This window comes from Paenibacillus segetis (genome assembly GCF_014639155.1).
In the GTDB taxonomy this organism is placed as follows: domain Bacteria; phylum Bacillota; class Bacilli; order Paenibacillales; family Paenibacillaceae; genus Fontibacillus; species Fontibacillus segetis.
The window spans coordinates 519,246-535,918 of sequence record NZ_BMFT01000002.1; the positions used below are offsets into that span (position 1 = coordinate 519,246).

General features: G+C 43.6%; 13 protein-coding genes. 10 read left to right on the plus strand and 3 right to left on the minus strand.

Annotated elements, in window-relative coordinates; all coding sequences use genetic code 11:
• The first annotated feature begins 246 nt into the window (after positions 1 to 246).
• The 5 genes from IEW05_RS18530 (at position 247) to IEW05_RS18550 (ending at position 5,100) form a co-directional block, all read left to right on the plus strand.
• Positions 247 to 1,485: an MFS transporter gene (locus tag IEW05_RS18530; protein WP_188541324.1), complete on the plus strand. Its 1,239-nt coding sequence runs from the start codon at positions 247 to 249 to the stop codon at positions 1,483 to 1,485.
• A gap of 68 nt (positions 1,486 to 1,553) precedes the next feature.
• Positions 1,554 to 2,042 carry a GNAT family N-acetyltransferase gene (locus IEW05_RS18535; RefSeq protein ID WP_229753516.1) on the plus strand — a complete coding sequence of 163 codons (489 nt, stop codon included), beginning with the start codon at positions 1,554 to 1,556 and terminating at the stop codon, positions 2,040 to 2,042.
• Between the two features lie 289 nt (positions 2,043 to 2,331).
• Positions 2,332 to 3,999, plus strand: coding sequence for a glutamine--tRNA ligase/YqeY domain fusion protein (locus IEW05_RS18540; RefSeq protein ID WP_188541325.1), 1,668 nt, complete (start codon positions 2,332 to 2,334; stop codon positions 3,997 to 3,999).
• A 146-nt stretch (positions 4,000 to 4,145) separates the two neighbouring features.
• Positions 4,146 to 4,457, plus strand: coding sequence for a PadR family transcriptional regulator (locus IEW05_RS18545; RefSeq protein ID WP_188541326.1), 312 nt, complete (start codon positions 4,146 to 4,148; stop codon positions 4,455 to 4,457).
• A gap of 19 nt (positions 4,458 to 4,476) precedes the next feature.
• A complete protein-coding gene (locus IEW05_RS18550) occupies positions 4,477 to 5,100 on the plus strand; it encodes a DUF2812 domain-containing protein (RefSeq protein WP_188541327.1) in 624 nt (207 codons plus the stop codon).
• Between the two features lie 62 nt (positions 5,101 to 5,162).
• On the opposite strand, the gene IEW05_RS18555 is transcribed toward IEW05_RS18550, so the two are convergent.
• Positions 5,163 to 6,380: an MFS transporter gene (locus IEW05_RS18555; protein ID WP_188541328.1), complete on the minus strand. Its 1,218-nt coding sequence runs from the start codon at positions 6,378 to 6,380 to the stop codon at positions 5,163 to 5,165.
• A gap of 412 nt (positions 6,381 to 6,792) precedes the next feature.
• Between IEW05_RS18555 and IEW05_RS18560 the strand changes: the two genes are divergently transcribed.
• Positions 6,793 to 7,488 carry a TorD/DmsD family molecular chaperone gene (locus tag IEW05_RS18560; RefSeq protein WP_188541329.1) on the plus strand — a complete coding sequence of 232 codons (696 nt, stop codon included), beginning with the start codon at positions 6,793 to 6,795 and terminating at the stop codon, positions 7,486 to 7,488.
• A gap of 108 nt (positions 7,489 to 7,596) precedes the next feature.
• Here the strand turns inward: IEW05_RS18560 and IEW05_RS18565 are convergent, their stop codons facing one another.
• Positions 7,597 to 10,752 carry an efflux RND transporter permease subunit gene (locus IEW05_RS18565; RefSeq protein ID WP_188541330.1) on the minus strand — a complete coding sequence of 1,052 codons (3,156 nt, stop codon included), beginning with the start codon at positions 10,750 to 10,752 and terminating at the stop codon, positions 7,597 to 7,599.
• A 74-nt stretch (positions 10,753 to 10,826) separates the two neighbouring features.
• The gene (locus IEW05_RS18570) at positions 10,827 to 11,735 is read right to left on the minus strand and encodes a TetR/AcrR family transcriptional regulator (protein WP_188541331.1); all 909 of its coding nucleotides are present in this window, start codon (positions 11,733 to 11,735) and stop codon (positions 10,827 to 10,829) included.
• Positions 11,736 to 11,920: 185 nt separating this feature from the next.
• On the opposite strand from IEW05_RS18570, the gene cls reads away from it, so the two are divergent.
• The 4 genes from cls to ychF all read left to right on the plus strand — a co-directional run bounded on the left by cls (position 11,921) and on the right by ychF (position 16,413).
• The gene (gene cls, locus IEW05_RS18575; RefSeq protein WP_188541332.1) at positions 11,921 to 13,429 is read left to right on the plus strand and encodes a cardiolipin synthase; all 1,509 of its coding nucleotides are present in this window, start codon (positions 11,921 to 11,923) and stop codon (positions 13,427 to 13,429) included.
• A gap of 78 nt (positions 13,430 to 13,507) precedes the next feature.
• A complete protein-coding gene (gene fni, locus IEW05_RS18580; protein ID WP_188541333.1) occupies positions 13,508 to 14,536 on the plus strand; it encodes a type 2 isopentenyl-diphosphate Delta-isomerase in 1,029 nt (342 codons plus the stop codon).
• A complete protein-coding gene (locus IEW05_RS18585; protein ID WP_229753518.1) occupies positions 14,529 to 15,041 on the plus strand; it encodes a GNAT family N-acetyltransferase in 513 nt (170 codons plus the stop codon). Before fni ends, IEW05_RS18585 begins: the two co-directional genes overlap by 8 nt.
• 271 nt (positions 15,042 to 15,312) lie before the next feature.
• Complete coding sequence (gene ychF, locus IEW05_RS18590) at positions 15,313 to 16,413, plus strand: redox-regulated ATPase YchF (protein ID WP_188541334.1); 1,101 nt, start codon at positions 15,313 to 15,315, stop codon at positions 16,411 to 16,413.
• The last annotated feature ends 260 nt before the right edge of the window (positions 16,414 to 16,673 follow it).

The window sequence follows — 16,673 nt, forward strand, 5'->3', positions numbered from 1 at the left end:
TATATAGTCCTTCCTGCCAAGAGCTAGACTCAGCGCAGGGAGGATTTTTTTCTCTACTTTTGTTGATGTAAAGCGGTGCTAAAAGTACTTGCCTAGACTTCTTTTTTAAGGGATACTATCATAATCTGGGCAGCATGTATATTCAGCAATTACGGTTATATACACGTTATGGGGGCCTTACATAGGCCCCTTTTTTGACATTATAAAGTGCTATCCGTTGCATCTAACGGGGGGAGAGAGATAAATATGAAATGGCTACAATCCTATCCACGTGAAGTCAAAGTATTTCTGGTTGCGAGTCTAGTGAATTCAGCCGGGGGCTCTTTGATGTGGCCTTTAATCACGATGTTTGTATTCAAAGAGTTGGGCCGAACAGTGACGGATGCCGGACTTGTAATCCTGGTAATGTCGCTGGGTGGTATTTTCGGGCAATTGCTTGGAGGGGCACTCTATCATCGCGTAGGAGTGAAGAGGCTGATTGTTGGTGCGTTAGGTATGAGCGCTGTATCTCTACTCACTCTACCTTACGTCAGCGGACATTGGTATGTATTTATGTTTTTTATGGGATTGGTTGGTTTTTTCAACTCATTGTCGATGCCTGCAATTCAGGCTTTTATTGGATTCCGTTTCGTAGAACGTCGGGAAGAATTATTTAATGTGGTATACGTGGCTAACAATATTGGTGTGGCAATCGGGACTGCGGTCAGCGGGTTTCTGGCCAGTATTTCGTATAACCTCAGCTTTATTATAAATGGCTCGATCTCAGCAGTGTTTGCGCTGTTCTTCTTGGTTTATTTGAATAAGATTCAGCAGAATCAGGGTGAGCTGAATTTGGAAAAACGTAAAAATTCATCAGAGGATATAAAGGCGTGGAAACTACTTGGTCAATATAAAATATATTTGTTTATGGGTCTAGGATCTTTCTGCATCTGGCTAGGTAATAGTGTATGGAATAATGGAGTATCTCCCTTTACGATTCTGAAGGGTATGCCGGAGTGGAATTATAGTATATTGTGGACGTTAAATGGGGTGCTCATTTTCGTTGGGCAACCGTTCATTCTATGGTTGAAACGTACCTTTACAGGCTCCGCAGAATCGCAAATGACGGCTAGTGCCATATTTTATCTTTTAGGTTATATTACGATTCTTTGTTTTCATACATATCCAAGTTTTATATTCGCGATGGTTCTCATTACATTTGGAGAAATGCTCATCTCCCCGGCGATACCTTCCTTCATAGCGGAGCGGACCGGGAAATCAGCCCCCTTCTATCTGGGAGTGGTTGGTGGCATAGGATCGGCAGGTAGAGTGGTTGGTCCCTATACAATGGGAATGTTATTTGACTGGAATGGACTGGTTCCTGTAGCAGGTTTAGCTGTCTTTATCGCGGTACTTTCAGTGGGATCATTCATTGTCCACTCATTCGTAAATCGGGGCAGTAATCATGTTGGAGATATACCGCTTTCCGTACGATCTGATGTATGACAGGGTCAATCAGGTGTATAATGGAGGGCAGTAAAGATGGATCGATAGGAAGGATGGTGGCGAGCATCATGTCAGACCAAGTGTGGATTAGATTATCAGAAATCCGCGATGCGGCTGCGCTCATGGAGCTTGACGCACTCTGTTGGGACAAGCATTCTACTCCTGCGCAGATTGTCTGGAATTCTAGGGAGCATTATTTGCAGAAATGCCCACCAGGGAGCCAACTTGTAGCTGGGATTGGCGACGATATATGCGGATATTTGGGGTTTGACCCTCCGACACCGTTACCAAGTAACAGTCATGTATATGACCTCAATATTGCCATTCATCCCTCTTATCAGAGGCAAGGCATAGGTCGCAAATTGATGGAAGCCGTCAAAATAATGGCTGCTGAACAGGGGATATGTAAACTATCCCTTCGTGTATTAGCTACAAATCCTGGAGCAGTTGTTTTTTATAAAAGCTGTGGATTTCAGGAGCAAGGTCGACTTGTAAGGGAGTTTTATTTGGATGGTCAGTATATCGACGATATCCTCATGTGGTGTCCGATTACTTGATGTGGTTGTTAAAAAGTCATCTTTTGGTCACGAAGTATAACAGGAAGTAGATTCGACATCGAATCTTGAACTCAGCTGGGCCTTCCGGTGCTCACGTAGGTTTTGCCTACGCTCCGCTCCTCAGTCCCTAGCTTCATCCAACCTTCTCGGTGCTGAAAACCTGACTTTTTAACGTATACTTGTACCAACGATTAACGGGCATTGAACTATTGTGAAGATATCGGTATATTTATAAGAAGAAAAATCGGGAAACATAGCAGATATTCAATGAATGGAAAGGTTGATACCCATGGAGCATAACACTACACCTCCTAACTTTATTAAAAATATTATTACTGAAGATTTAGAAAGCGGCAAAGTTCAGACTGTGGTTACACGTTTTCCACCAGAACCTAACGGCTACCTGCATATCGGACATGCCAAAGCGATCTGGATTAATTTTTCGCTGGCTGATGAGTTTGGTGGTAAGACGAATCTGCGTTTTGACGATACGAACCCAGCAAAGGAAGATATAGAATACGTTAATTCCATCAAAGAAGATGTGAAATGGCTGGGATTTGATTGGGAAGAGTTGCGTTTTGCCTCAGATTATTTCGAGGAAATGTATGAGCGTGCTGTCATTTTAATTAAGAAGGGCAAAGCTTTTGTAGATGACCTAAGTGCGGATCAAATTCGTGAGACGCGTGGGACATTGACAGAACCAGGACAGAACAGCCCATATCGCGATCGGACGATTGAAGAGAATTTAGATTTGTTTGCTCGGATGCGTGCTGGAGAGTTCGAAGATGGCGAGAAAGTGCTTCGTGCTAAGATCGATATGGCTTCTCCGAATATTAATCTTCGTGATCCAGTTATCTACCGGATACTCCATTCGACGCATCATAATACCGGTGACAAATGGTGCATTTACCCCATGTATACCTTTGCGCATCCGCTGGAGGATGCCATTGAGGGCGTGACTCACTCGCTCTGCTCCACTGAGTTTGAGGACCAACGTCCATTTTATGACTGGGTAATCGCTGAAACAGAGATGCCGAGTGTACCGCATCAATATGAGTTCGGCAGATTAAACCTACTACAAACGGTTACGAGTAAGCGAAAGCTGAAAAAGCTTGTTGACGAACGTGTCGTGGATGGCTGGGATGATCCTCGGATGCCAACGATCTCAGGCCTTCGCCGTCGTGGATACACGCCAGAGGCGATCAAAGCCTTTATCTTTGAAACGGGTATTTCCAAAGCCTACGGTTCCATCGATCTGAAGATGCTGGAGCATTTCATTCGCGAGGATCTCAAATTGAAAGCTCCACGCACGATGGCGGTACTCGACCCGCTCAAAGTGGTCATCACCAACTATCCGGAAGGACAAACCGAGTTGCTTGAAGCGGAGAATAATACTGAGAACCCAGAGATGGGGAATCGGCAAATTCCATTCTCTCGCGAAATTTATATTGAGCGTGAAGATTTCATGGAGAATCCACCGAATAAATATTTCCGGTTGTTCCCTGGTAACGAGGTTCGTCTAAAGAATGCTTATTTCATCAAATGTAATGATGTTATTAAGGATGCGGAAGGTAATGTGACTGAGATCCATTGTACTTACGATCCTGAAACGAAGAGTGGCAGTGGATTTACAGGCCGTAAGGTGAAAGGAACCATCCACTGGGTTGAGGCAAGTCAAGCCGTGCCTGCTGAGTTCCGGTTGTATGAACCGATCATTCTGGAGGAAACGGAAGAAGATAATCTCGAAGAGAAGACGTTCATGGATTTGATCAACCCTGATTCCTTGAAAATTGTGCAAGGGTTTGTTGAACCGGGAATGAAGGACGTGGAGCCACAGGATAAGTTCCAATTTTTCCGGCATGGCTACTTCAATGTTGATTCCAAATATTCGACCCCAGGGCATCCCGTATTCAACTTGATTGTCTCGCTGAAGAGTTCATTCCAATTGGCAAAATAAATAGATTAAACGAGGTTATCCCTTACTCCTTCGATTTGAAGAGTTAAGGGATAATTTTTTTGTTGCTATATACAGTCAAACTGTATATAGTATAACTATACAGTACAACTTTATAAAGCGAGACTGAGTACATAAGGAGGTTGGGCATGACCAGAGATAAAAATTTACCACTGACAGAAACCGTTTATTATATTCTTTTAGCTTTAATGGAGCCAGCTCACGGATATTTGATTATGCAAAAGGTGGAGGAACTAAGCGCCGGGCAGGTAAGAATGGCGGCAGGTACGCTTTATGGAGCAATTGAAAACCTAGTGAAGCAAAAATTAATACAGCCTATCCGAAGTGAAGATTCCCGGCGCAAAGTTTATGTCATTACAGAGAAAGGCAAAGAAATACTACGGCTCGACGTTGCCAGAATGAATCACATGATTGAGGTTACGAAAGATATTTTGGGATGAGGATTGGAGGGGAAGAACCGTGAAGAAGTATAAATGTTTCATTAATTTCGAGAAAGAGGAACAATGGCTTAATGAGATGGCCAAGCAAGGTTATCAACTAGTAAAGAAATCGAGTTCCAGCTTGTATCGATTTCAATCCGCAAATCCTGACAATACGACGATTAAAATCGATTACCGTACATTTAAAAAACAGGAAGACTTTGTGGATTACTGTACTCTTTTTGAAGATAGTGGTTGGGAGCATATTGCAGGAACAAAAAATTCGGGAGCTCAATATTTCAGAAAAATAAATGAGAACGGAAGTGAAGATATTTTCTCGGATGCTGACTCCAAGGCCGGTCGATATCAAAGATTATCGCAAATGTGGCTCGCGTTAGCCACTTGCTTCATTCCTATTTTTGTGGCACTAGTTTCAACGAATACGATCGATGGCAAAGCTCTGCTGAATCCGAAATTATTGTATTATACACCTGGTTTATGGGATAAAGTTGGAGTTCATTTTTGGAGATCATTTCTCTTTGAAACACCATTTGTCATTATAAGAGGATATTTATGGGCCTTCTTCCCTGTTCTTATTGTTTTATATTTGATCTTTGCATTAAAAGCGAATAAGCAATATCGGAAAACGCAGGTAAATAAATAATTTATTCATCGCAACAAAAAAGCCCAGTCTCCTTTCAAGAGCCTGGGCTAATGTTTCGTCGATTATGGTTCTTTATGCGTAATGTTAGGCGAATAACCATTCTTATAAATTCGGTACCACATCGCACCAAATCCTCCTACACCACATAGCGTTAATATCATTCCTGTTTTGTACATGATAACAGCGCCGAAGTTCTGGAATATCCAACCCCCAATAAATCCGGCAAAGACTCCTGCTAATCCACTGAGGGCAAATGCGAAGACAGCTTGTCCTGAAGAGCGGATCGGTCTGGGCAGGAATAATGCGGTTAACCGTGTCCCCACATAGAAGAAACCACCAAATGTAACGGAATGCAATACTTGAATTAAGATAATCTGCATTGGTGTGGTAGCCACAGACATCAGAGACCATCGGAAAGCGAACAGTAGACTTACCAGGGTAATACAGCCCATGAGGTAGGTGATCTTCTGCTTAAGGAAACGATGTAATAGCGTAAACGCACCGGCTTCGAATAGAGTGGACAAGAAGATAGCACCACCAACATGTAATCGGGAACCACCCAGATCGCTAATAAATAGCGGCATAAAAGTGGAATTGATTGCATTGGGGATGGAAACGAACATTCCAAAAATGATGAAAGCTATGAAGTACCGGTTATGTAGGGTCCGCCGAATATCCGTGGTTTTTAACCAAGGGGTACTCGTTGTATGTTTGATGCTCGGTAGGAGCAGCGTAGAACCAATTGCAATGATCAGCATGACACTAAAAAGGAGAGAGATTCCATAGTGTCCTACGGAGTCAATGATAGGTCCAGCGGCCAAAGCTACAAAGGTCCAACCTAAGGAACCCCATAAACGGTACATTTTAAATTTCTGTTCAGCTCCTTCAACATACCCAAGAATGAGACTGTTGGTTTGCGAGAGCAAGGGGCTTTGGAAAAAATAAAGTAAAATCATGCTGAAGTACAGCATATGGAATGTATTTACCTTGAAAACAAACTGAATCGTAATTAATAGACCGATCATGATAATTAATAAAGTATTTCTTAAATTTCCTTCTCGGTCACTCCAATATCTCCAGAACGGATGGGCTAGTAAAGAGACGATGGGTCCAATCGCCATTAGGCTACCAATCTCTAGCTTGTCCAAACCGATATCCTGTAAATATAATTGGAAGAATGCTGCGAATATGACCATCGTGCCGTAAATGAAAAAGTTTAGTAGCCCTAAAGGCAGTAAAGAAGAGGAAGACTTCTTCGTATTATTCTGCAAACGCTCCATTCCTTTCCGACCGTGTCCATGTCATCATGAAGTAATTCTGTTCCAAATGTAACACAGAGATGAAAGGGGATACAAACGATCTTTTTTCAAATTTAGCAACAATTCTGCAAAAAGCTTGGCTTATAGCCCCGAATCTAATCAAACCATGCTCTTAATTGGTTAAAATCTTATATTACAATGTGGGTGCTTGGGTACAAATAGTTAGTTAATTTGTCAAATATATCACATAAAGCGCTTTCATTTTGAGATACAATGTAATTAGCGATATATGGTTCCCCTTAATCATGTGTCGGGTATATGGATTAGATGATTTCCGACATGAGGGGGATCATCTTTTTTTTGTAATACAGCAGCAATTCTAAGTTCTACTGCTTCACCATACTAGATATAAATAATCAGGGAGATGACGAAGATGACCATGTTGATCAATAATCCTGTTGAGACAGCTACTGAGCAAGTTCGTTGGTTGGATTTAAGAGGATGGGTATACCAATTGCTGATGGACTTTTTAGGCCGTCCGCCACGTATGTCTTTGATTGCACAATGGCGCGGCGTGGTTGAGCTGAGAGATGCTATTCCAATAAGCGAAGGCGGTAGATTATTGAAGTCCTATTTAGCGAGTATTGCTGAAGAGGATTTCCGTAAGGTGTGTTATGCAGAAGCGGAAGAATTTGAACGTCTTTTTATGGGACATAATGCGAAGCTAGCCTCGTGTGAAGCGGTCTACCGAGCAAGAACAGAAGGTGCAGACGCATTTGCTTGTATCTCGGAGATCGGAACGATTTATGCGCAGAGCGGTGTAGTTTTTAATAAACTGAACGGTGAACGCGATGACCATATTGCGCTAGAGTTGGAGTTTATGGCGGTGTTGGCAGAAGGAATGCTAAATAAGGGGAATTTACCTCAAAGCTGTCTTGAGCTGGTGGATACTCAGATCGTGTTCCTTGAATCTCATCTACTGAAATGGACACCTCAATTTTCTGACGATTTAGCGGCTAATACAACTAGTCCATTGTATACAGGGTTGGCACTGTTGATTAAGGAGTTTTTGGCTCAGGATTTGAAGCAACTTCAAGCTTGGCGGGAGAGTTTTGCTGTAGTGATTTGAACAAGACTAGAGCAAGAGCTAGATGGTTTTGTAGTGAAGTGATAACTGTTTGAGTTAGCGATGCAAAAGGGACTATCCCATGGATAGTCCCTTTTTTAGGTTTTCTTATTAATTTGCCTTTTGCGAAGTTTTTCCGCGGCGGCTTAATTTCATCAAGAATTCGTAAACTACCGGAACAATGACGAGTGTTAACAGGGTTGAACTTATGAGCCCACCGATAACGGTAATACCCAGTCCACGTGAAATGATTCCGGCGCTGTTCTCTAGTCCCATGACAAGCGGTAATAGTGCGCCAATAGTGGCGAGCGCCGTCATGAGAATTGGGCGAAGACGTGTTGCGCCTGCCTCCAGCAAGGCTTCGCGCGTAGATAATCCTTCGCGCTCCTTGTGAATAACGCGGTCGATCAGCACGATGGCATTGGTGACGACAATCCCTATGAGCATGAGAACACCCATGAGTGCAGATACATTTAATGTTTCGCCAGCAATTAGTAATGCTATCATTGTACCGATAACAATGAACGGTAATGAGAATAGGATGGCGAATGGTGCCAAGCCTCCACCAAAAGTGACAACAAGAACAAAGTAGACAACCGCTATGGCTGCTGCCATGGCAAGACCTAACTGCCCGAAAGTATCGTTAATTTGCTCGGTGACACCACCGAATTTAACCGTTACTCCATCAGGTTTATCCATTTTGTCGATCTTGTCTTGCAGACTGCTAGAAGCGCTATTCACATCGTTGGATGTGATTTTTGCACTTACTTCTACGACCATTTTACCGTTAATGCGCATGATTGAATCTGGAGAGCTACCTTTCTCAACCTTCGCAACTTCTTTAATTGGTACTTGTATGCCTAGAGGAGACGTTATGGTTTCATTCTCGATCTCTGAAATACTTGAATAAGTGTTGGAGTCCGTTTCAATATATACCTTGTGATCTTTCCCGTCGACGGATACTTCTGTTAGAACGGGACGTTCATGTAATGGACTTAGCTTCATAGCGAGCTGTCCAGCAGTCAAACCAAGTGAGCTTAATTTCTGTTGATCTGCAACTAGTGTATATTGACCATAGGCTTCAGCGAGACTGGTGGAGCCTTTCTCGAATTTGTCAGTATCAGCTTCAATCCATTTGAGGATTTGCTCGGATACAGGTTTGATATCCTCCAGGCTGTCGCCGAACACGTTTACGCTGAGCGAACTGCCACCTAATCCTCCTGACATCAATTCGGACATGTCGCCCCAAGTTCCCTTGTCTACTTGCGCTTTCAAACCGTTAACGAGTTCTTCTTTGACTGTGTTAAATTTCTTTGTGTCTTCGTTATAAGAAATATAGAAGAGTGCTGAGTTAGAAGAACCTATCCCCATCGGGCTGCTTCCTCCAACGGAATATTGCATTTTCTCGACATCAGGTTGATCCAAAATATATTTTTCTGCCTTAAGCATATTTTGTTCTACGTCTTCTAAGCGATCCCCGGGTGCAGGAGAATACGTAAGCATAACGTACTTGTCACTTTGATCAGGCAGGAAGCTAACACCAACGAGAGGATATAGGAACAAGCTTCCGACTAACAGAACGACAGCGGAGCCAAAAGTAATCAGTTTATGAGAGAGAGACCAGTTAAGTGCTCGTTGATATACGCGAGCAAGACCCTTTGGTTTCTTATCGTGATCATGTTTCTTATTCAGTCCGTTGCGGAATAATGTATGTGCTAATGCAGGGACTAAAGTAATAGCCACCAGTAGGGAAGCAAGTAGTGCGAATACCATCGTCAATGCGAAAGGTTTGAATAATTCGCCGACCATACCACTAACGAAAGCAAGGGGTACAAACACGGCAATTGTGACGATCGTTGAAGCCATAATCGGAAGGAACATTTCACGAGTAGCTTCTACTATTAGCTGACTTCCCTTTAGCTTCTCACCAGTAAGAGACATTCGGCGGTAGATGTTCTCGATGACGACAATGGAATCGTCGACAACCCGACCTATGGCTACGGTCATTGCCCCAAGGCTCATCATATTAAGCGTAATATCCATCTGTTTAAGTGCGAGAACGGCGATTAGCAAAGATAATGGGATGGAAATGATCGAGATAATAGTTGAACGTAAATTACGTAGGAAGATCATGATAATAAGTACAGCGAATAGTGCACCAAATACGGCTTTGGACAACATGGTATTGACGGAATCCGTTATCGGCTTACCTTGGTCCATGAGGACCGTCAAATCAATATTTGGATATTGTTGTCGTAGCTCCTCGACTTTGTCCTTAACAAGGTTAACGACGTCGACTGTATTGGCATCATTAGATTTTACAATCTGGATACCAATCGATTCTTTACCGTTCGTACGGGAGATCGATTCAGCTTGACCGATAACTTCGATTTTAGCAATGTCGCTAAGCTTTACCGTAGGAATTCCCATCGCCATTCCTGTGGGCGCTTCAGGTGCTCCTGTGGATACAGAAGTGCCTGTATTACCAGCGTTTCCTGGGGTAGCACCTTGAGTTGAACTAGGAATAACTGGAATGGCAAGGTTCTGCAAGTCTTCAACAGTTGTTATGTTTCCATCAACGACAATCGCTTTCTGAGATTCTTCCATCTCAAACAGACCGAGTGGTACACGGAGCGCAGATGCCTGTACGATTCCTTTGACAGTATCTTCGCTAAGGCCAAGCTCCTTCATTTTAGCTTGATCGAACTTTAAGGTAACTTCCTTAGCAAATTGACCAGAGACTTGAACGGAGGCAACCCCCTCCTGATCTTCTAGAAGCGGTTTGATATCTGTCTCAACGGTTCTAGTCAAATTCTCCAGATCGCTGGATTTGTTATCTGATAAGCTAAGGGAAATGATCGGCATCGAATTCATGCTGAATCTAGTAATTTGTGGTTTCTGTGCACCGTCGGGAAGCTTCACATCATTTAACGCTTCGCGTAGGGCTGCAGTAGCATTATCTAGATTGGTGTCATAATCAAATTCCACAAAAAATGATGCAGCATTCTCCATTGAGGTTGAGGTCAATGTTTTCACACCGTCAACATTACGCAGCTTCTGCTCTAATGGTTTGGTGATGTCTTGAACGACACCTTCTGGTGCTGCACCGGGATAAATAGCTGTTACACTAAGAAAAGGGACATTGATATTCGGGATGGTCTCCTGTTTCATGGTCAAGCCACTGTATAGTCCTACAGCGGTGACGATAATAGTCAGAAGCCAGATCGCAAATTTGTTGCGAAGTGAAAATTGAATCAGGTTTTTCATACGTTGATTTCTGCTCCTCTCTTTATACTCTCTAGTTTTTGTGTTTCAATAGATGATTAGATAAACTTTCACAACTAATGTGTGTTTAAATAGGGTTGTAATAAAACTCTTAATTCTAGAAGATAATCTTCTAAGGAGGAGAATGCACTTAAATTGCCCAGCATGCCATTAATGATGACTTGGCGTGGACGAAGCGCTATAATTTCGTCTTCTAGAATTTCTAGTGATTCGATAGCCTGCTTCTTCTCCAATGGATCGACAATCAGACTTTCAGATAAGGTCTTCAGTTCTTTGAGTACCTGTAGTGGATGGCGTTTAGGTTGCACATTGCAAGGCTGTTCCTGACCCAAACCAGATAAAGTCTCCTCTGATATGAGCGGCTTCGGGCAATCCTGTAGAAACCTAGCAGCAACAACATCGATGACATCCACAAGATGGTGCGCTAACCGAGACGTTTCGATAGAAATCTGAGGATTAAATAACAAATGGGCGTAAGAAGTAATCATCCCGTGCGCAAGCATAAGGATATCCGCTATATAGGGTGATATATCTGAGCTGTATACACTGATAAGCTTTTCCCTACTGAAGCGCAGTAACTGAGCATTATGCTTCATTATGTAATCATGCTTACGATTAGGGTCACCATTTGTAATCCAATCTTTAATCTGCATCATCAAAAATTCACGAAGTTCAACAACCAAATTCAGCAACACTTCAAATTGATTACATAATTTTTCTCTCGGACTCAATTCAAGTTGTCGTTCCACCTGAAGAAGATGATCTTGAAGAAGCTCGAAACAGTAATCAAATACACTGCTCTCCAATTCCTCTTTCGACTTAAATTGCAGGTAGAGACTTCCCTTGGACATCCCACAGCTTTCGGCGATTTCCTGCATGGATGTAGCGGATGCTCCCTTTACAGCAAATAGCTGCATCGCCGTTCTTAATATCAGATTTTTCTTATCCCCTGACTTAGATGACAATAGATATTCATCGCCCTTTCTGACTTAGGAGTTCTCAATATGACCGATTAGTCAGGAAGATTATATTACAAATTTAAGATGGTTAGCAAATCTGTAATGTGGAATATAATTTGGCTAGGAAGAAACCTGCCATTCATGTAAGATATAATCAATTACGAATCAACTCAGTGAAGAGGAGCATAAGTATGAGACGTGGATTACAATTATTATTAATCGCGGCAATTTTATTTGCCTTTTATTATTTTGGATTCGGCGTCTTCGGACACTTTGGCGGGACTCTGATTAGTATATTTCAGACTCTGACGGTAGTAACGATCGGGTTCGCTATTTTTATGGAGAATCGTAATCCATCAAGCACCGTAGCTTGGATTTTAGTACTTGCTTTGTTGCCGGTGGTTGGACTTCTATTTTATTTTCTACTGGGTCAAAATTATTTCAAACGCCGGAAATTTGATAAGAAGGCGGAGGAAGATCGTAAGAGCTATGAAATGATTGACCATATGGGAAGCAAGCTTCCACGGGATTTATCGAATTTCACTCCAGGTCAGCAAAGACTACTGCAAATGTCACAGCGAACGGCTCGTACACCGTTCTCCATGGCGACAAGAACAAGAGTCCTAACGAATGGTGAGGAGACGTTCTCTTCGCTCTTGAGAGAATTGAAAATGGCGGAGCATCATATTCATATGGAATATTACATATACCGTGCGGATGACATTGGTCGAGAAATACAGAAGACCTTAATTCAGAAGGCTCGTGCAGGTGTGAAGGTGCGATTTATGTACGATGCTGTAGGTAGCATAGGTATGCCTAAATCGTTTATTAAAGAACTAGAGGATGCAGGTGTTATGGTTGGTATCTTTGGACAGGTGCGCTTTCTGGCTCTATCCAGCCGTGTGAATTATCGGAATCACCGTAAGATTGTCGTGATCGATGGCAATACGGGATTTATTGGTGGTTTGAATGTAGGGGATGAATACTTGAGCCGTAGTAAGACCTACGGTTTCTGGCGCGATACGCATATGGTGGTGAAAGGTGAGGCCGTTAGATCGTTGCAAATCATTTTCCTACAGGATTGGCAGTATGTAACTGGTGAAAAGATTATGGACATTGAGTACCTATCCCCAGAGCTCGAACAAGGCTGCAGTGGGGCGGTACAAATTATCCCGAGTGGGCCGGATAATGAGAGCCGGACACTCAAGAATATATTCTTCTCGATGATTACAACAGCCAAGAAATCAGTGTGGATTGCAACGCCATATTTCATCCCGGATGAAGACATCCTCACAGCATTACAAGTAGCAGGGCTAGCTGGATTAGATGTCCGTATTTTATTCCCAGCCAAGCCTGACAAATGGTTACCTTTTCTGGCGTCACATTCCTACTTCCCTGCAATGTTAGAGTCAGGAGTTAAGATATACGAGTACGAGAAGGGGTTTCTGCATTCCAAGCTGCTTATTGTAGATGGGGAGGTTGCTACAGTTGGCACAGCGAATATGGACATGCGTAGCTTCCACTTAAACTTTGAAGTAAACGCACTGCTTGTTCAAAGTGATAGTGTAGCCAAAGTTGTGAAGGATTTTGAACGAGATCTGATCTCGACCAAATTGATAGATATCCATTCCTTTAAGCAGAAAAAAATGATCGTTCGATTAATGGAATCTGCGGCACGTTTATTTTCACCACTGTTATAAATACGTTGATTGCTACCTGAGTTGGAGATTATATATCGCTATAAGTTGACAGTTTGAAGTAAAAGGAGGAGTGGTATCGTGGACGACATAGCGGGACGCAAAACGGAACACATCCGTCTTTGTTTGGAGGAAGAAGTCGGTGCGGAGGGGATCAGCACAGGGTTCGAAAAATATAGATTTCGGCACAATGCCTTACCAGAGTTGAACTTTGATGAGATCAGTTTGAACACCATATTTCTAGGTGCACCTGTTCGGACCCCGTTATTAATTAGTTCCATGACGGGTGGCAGCGAGCTAGCTGCCATGATTAATGATCGCCTTGCAGAGGCAGCGGAGCGACGTGGTTGGGCCATGGGTGTAGGTTCCGTTCGAGCGGCAGTAGAGCGTGATGAATTGTCTACAACATTTGCAGTGCGCCGTAAAGCTCCGACTATTCCGATTATTGCTAATTTGGGCGCAGTCCAGCTGAATTACGGATTTGGAGCCGCCGATTGTATGCGTGCCGTGGAAATTTCCGGAGCGGACATGCTGGTATTGCATTTGAACAGTATGCAGGAAGTATTTCAGCCGGAAGGTAACCAAGCTTTCAGCGGGTTACTGTCCCGCATTGAAGATATTTGCCGTAGCTTGCCTATTCCTGTAGGCGTTAAAGAAGTCGGTTGGGGCATCGACGGAGGGACGGCGAAACGGCTACGTGGAGCAGGTGTAGCCTTTATTGATGTAGCAGGAGCGGGCGGAACGTCGTGGAGTCAAGTCGAGAAGTTCCGCAGCGCGGATCCTGTGCGCCGCGTGGCCGCGGAGGCTTTCGCGGATTGGGGGATCCCAACCGCCGAATGTATCCGCGAAGTGCGGGCGGCGGTTCCTGATGCCGCCGTCATCGGTAGCGGCGGCCTGAACACCGGCGTGGACGCGGCCAAGGCGCTTGCGCTGGGTGCGGACCTGGCCGGATTCGGTCGGGCGCTGCTTGAACCGGCGGTGCATTCGGAGGAGCGACTTGACGCGCTCTTGGAGCGCGTTGAGTTCGAGCTGCGCACCGCCATGTTTGGGATCGGCGCCGGGGATATTCCGGCGCTCTGTGGCACCCAGCGACTTGTGCGGCGTGAGTAGAACTTTGATGGGGGATGATGAGATGGCTACGGTTCAATTGAAAGTAATGAGTGACCATGAATATGAAGTGTTCTTGAGCGGTGCTGTGAAAGATTATGCGAAGGATAAGGTTGAAGCAGGTACTTGGAGTGAAGACGAGGCATTGACTCTGTCCAAGGAATCGTTTGAGAGATACCTTCCGGAAGGTAAGGATACAAAGGATGCCTTTCTTTATACGGTATGGGTGCAAGAAGAAGGTCATGAGGTTGCGGTCGGATACTTGTGGTTTAATATCACCGAAGATCCAACAGGACGAAATGCTTTTATCTACGATATTCTTATTCATGAACAATACCAAGGTAAGGGTTACGGTAAAGCGACCATGGCTGCTCTAGATGAGGCGGCAAGACAGCAGGGAGTGGATAAAATTTCGCTTCATGTGTTTGGACATAACCAAAGAGCATTTCAGTTATATCAGAAAGTTGGCTACGAGATTACGGACATCGTAATGTCTAAACGGCTATAAGTAGAAGGGGCTTCGGTCATGAAGCACCTTCTTCTTTCTTTTGTTTCATAGTTGCACACCCCGGGTTTCAAGCGGCTAGATGTATCTTGTACAACTAAAGTGAAGCACTAGGTGACTTGGCCTAATTAAGTTGTATTATATGCAACTGTTGAAATGTTCCAAGTTTAAATGTATGGGAATATTTGCGGAACCTCCTTGAAAAATAGACGGGGTATATGTACTATGGTTGAAGAAGATGAGTCAATACAAATAATGAGGAGTTGTCATAGATATGGCTTTAAAAGCGGGAATTGTCGGACTTCCAAATGTAGGGAAATCCACCCTGTTTAATGCAATAACGCAAGCGGGGGCTGAATCCGCGAACTATCCATTTTGCACGATTGATCCCAATGTCGGTGTAGTAGAGGTTCCAGATGAGCGCCTTGATAAATTGACGGAGCTTGTTGTTCCGAATCGTACGGTACCTACTGCATTTGAATTTGTTGATATTGCTGGACTCGTGCGTGGCGCAAGTAAAGGGGAAGGATTGGGTAACAAATTTTTGGCCCATATCCGTGAAGTTGATGCCATCGTACACGTTGTACGTTGTTTCGAAGACGAGAATATTACCCACGTTGATGGTAAAATCAATCCGATCAGCGACATTCAGACGATCAATCTCGAATTGATTCTGGCTGATTTGGACAGTGTAGAGAAGAAGATTGATCGCTCTCGCAAAAATATGAAGGGCGGCAACAAGCAATATGCGCAAGAAGTAGAAGTGCTAGAACGTGTTAAAGAGGCGCTTTATAACGACCAACCTGCTCGTAGCATAGAACTTACGGATGATGAAAAAGCGATTGTACGTGATCTACATTTGTTGACACTTAAGCCTGTTCTATATGCTGCGAACGTAAGCGAGGATGGGGTTACGGAAGCGGATAGCAATCCGTTTGTACAACAAGTTAGAGAATTCGCTGCAGCGGAGAATGCTGAAGTCGTACCGATTAGTGCCAAAGTAGAAGCTGAAATTGCTGAGCTGGAAGGCGAAGATAAGGCGATGTTCCTAGAGGAGCTAGGTTTGGAAGCGTCTGGTCTTGACCGTCTAATCACTGCGGCTTACCGTTTGCTTGGCTTATATACGTATTTCACTGCTGGTGTGCAAGAAGTACGTGCTTGGACGATTCGTAAAGGGACAAAGGCACCAGGAGCAGCGGGTGTGATTCATACGGACTTTGAGCGTGGATTTATCCGTGCCGAGGTTGTGTCTTTTGAGGATTTGGCAGCAGCGGGTACGATGAATGTCGCTAAAGAACGTGGTCAACTACGTTTGGAAGGTAAAGATTATGTCGTGCAAGACGGCGATGTTATGCATTTCCGGTTCAATGTATAGATAACGTCGGAGCTTTAGGATATAATGCAAGCTTGCCGTTATCGGTGAGCTTGCTTGTTTTTTTATGGTCGCGTTAATTGTTGATGTATATGACCGTAGTAACCGATCAAGAAAAAAATCATATTATAGTGGGTTGCAACTTCTATTCAGAGGTTAAAAAGTATGCTATAATAAAAAGTCGTTTATCCTTGTCCTGCTTGAATGGGGAGGGACGGCTTTTTTTAGGAAATTGTCATGTTAAGTAAAGAGAGGTGATCTCC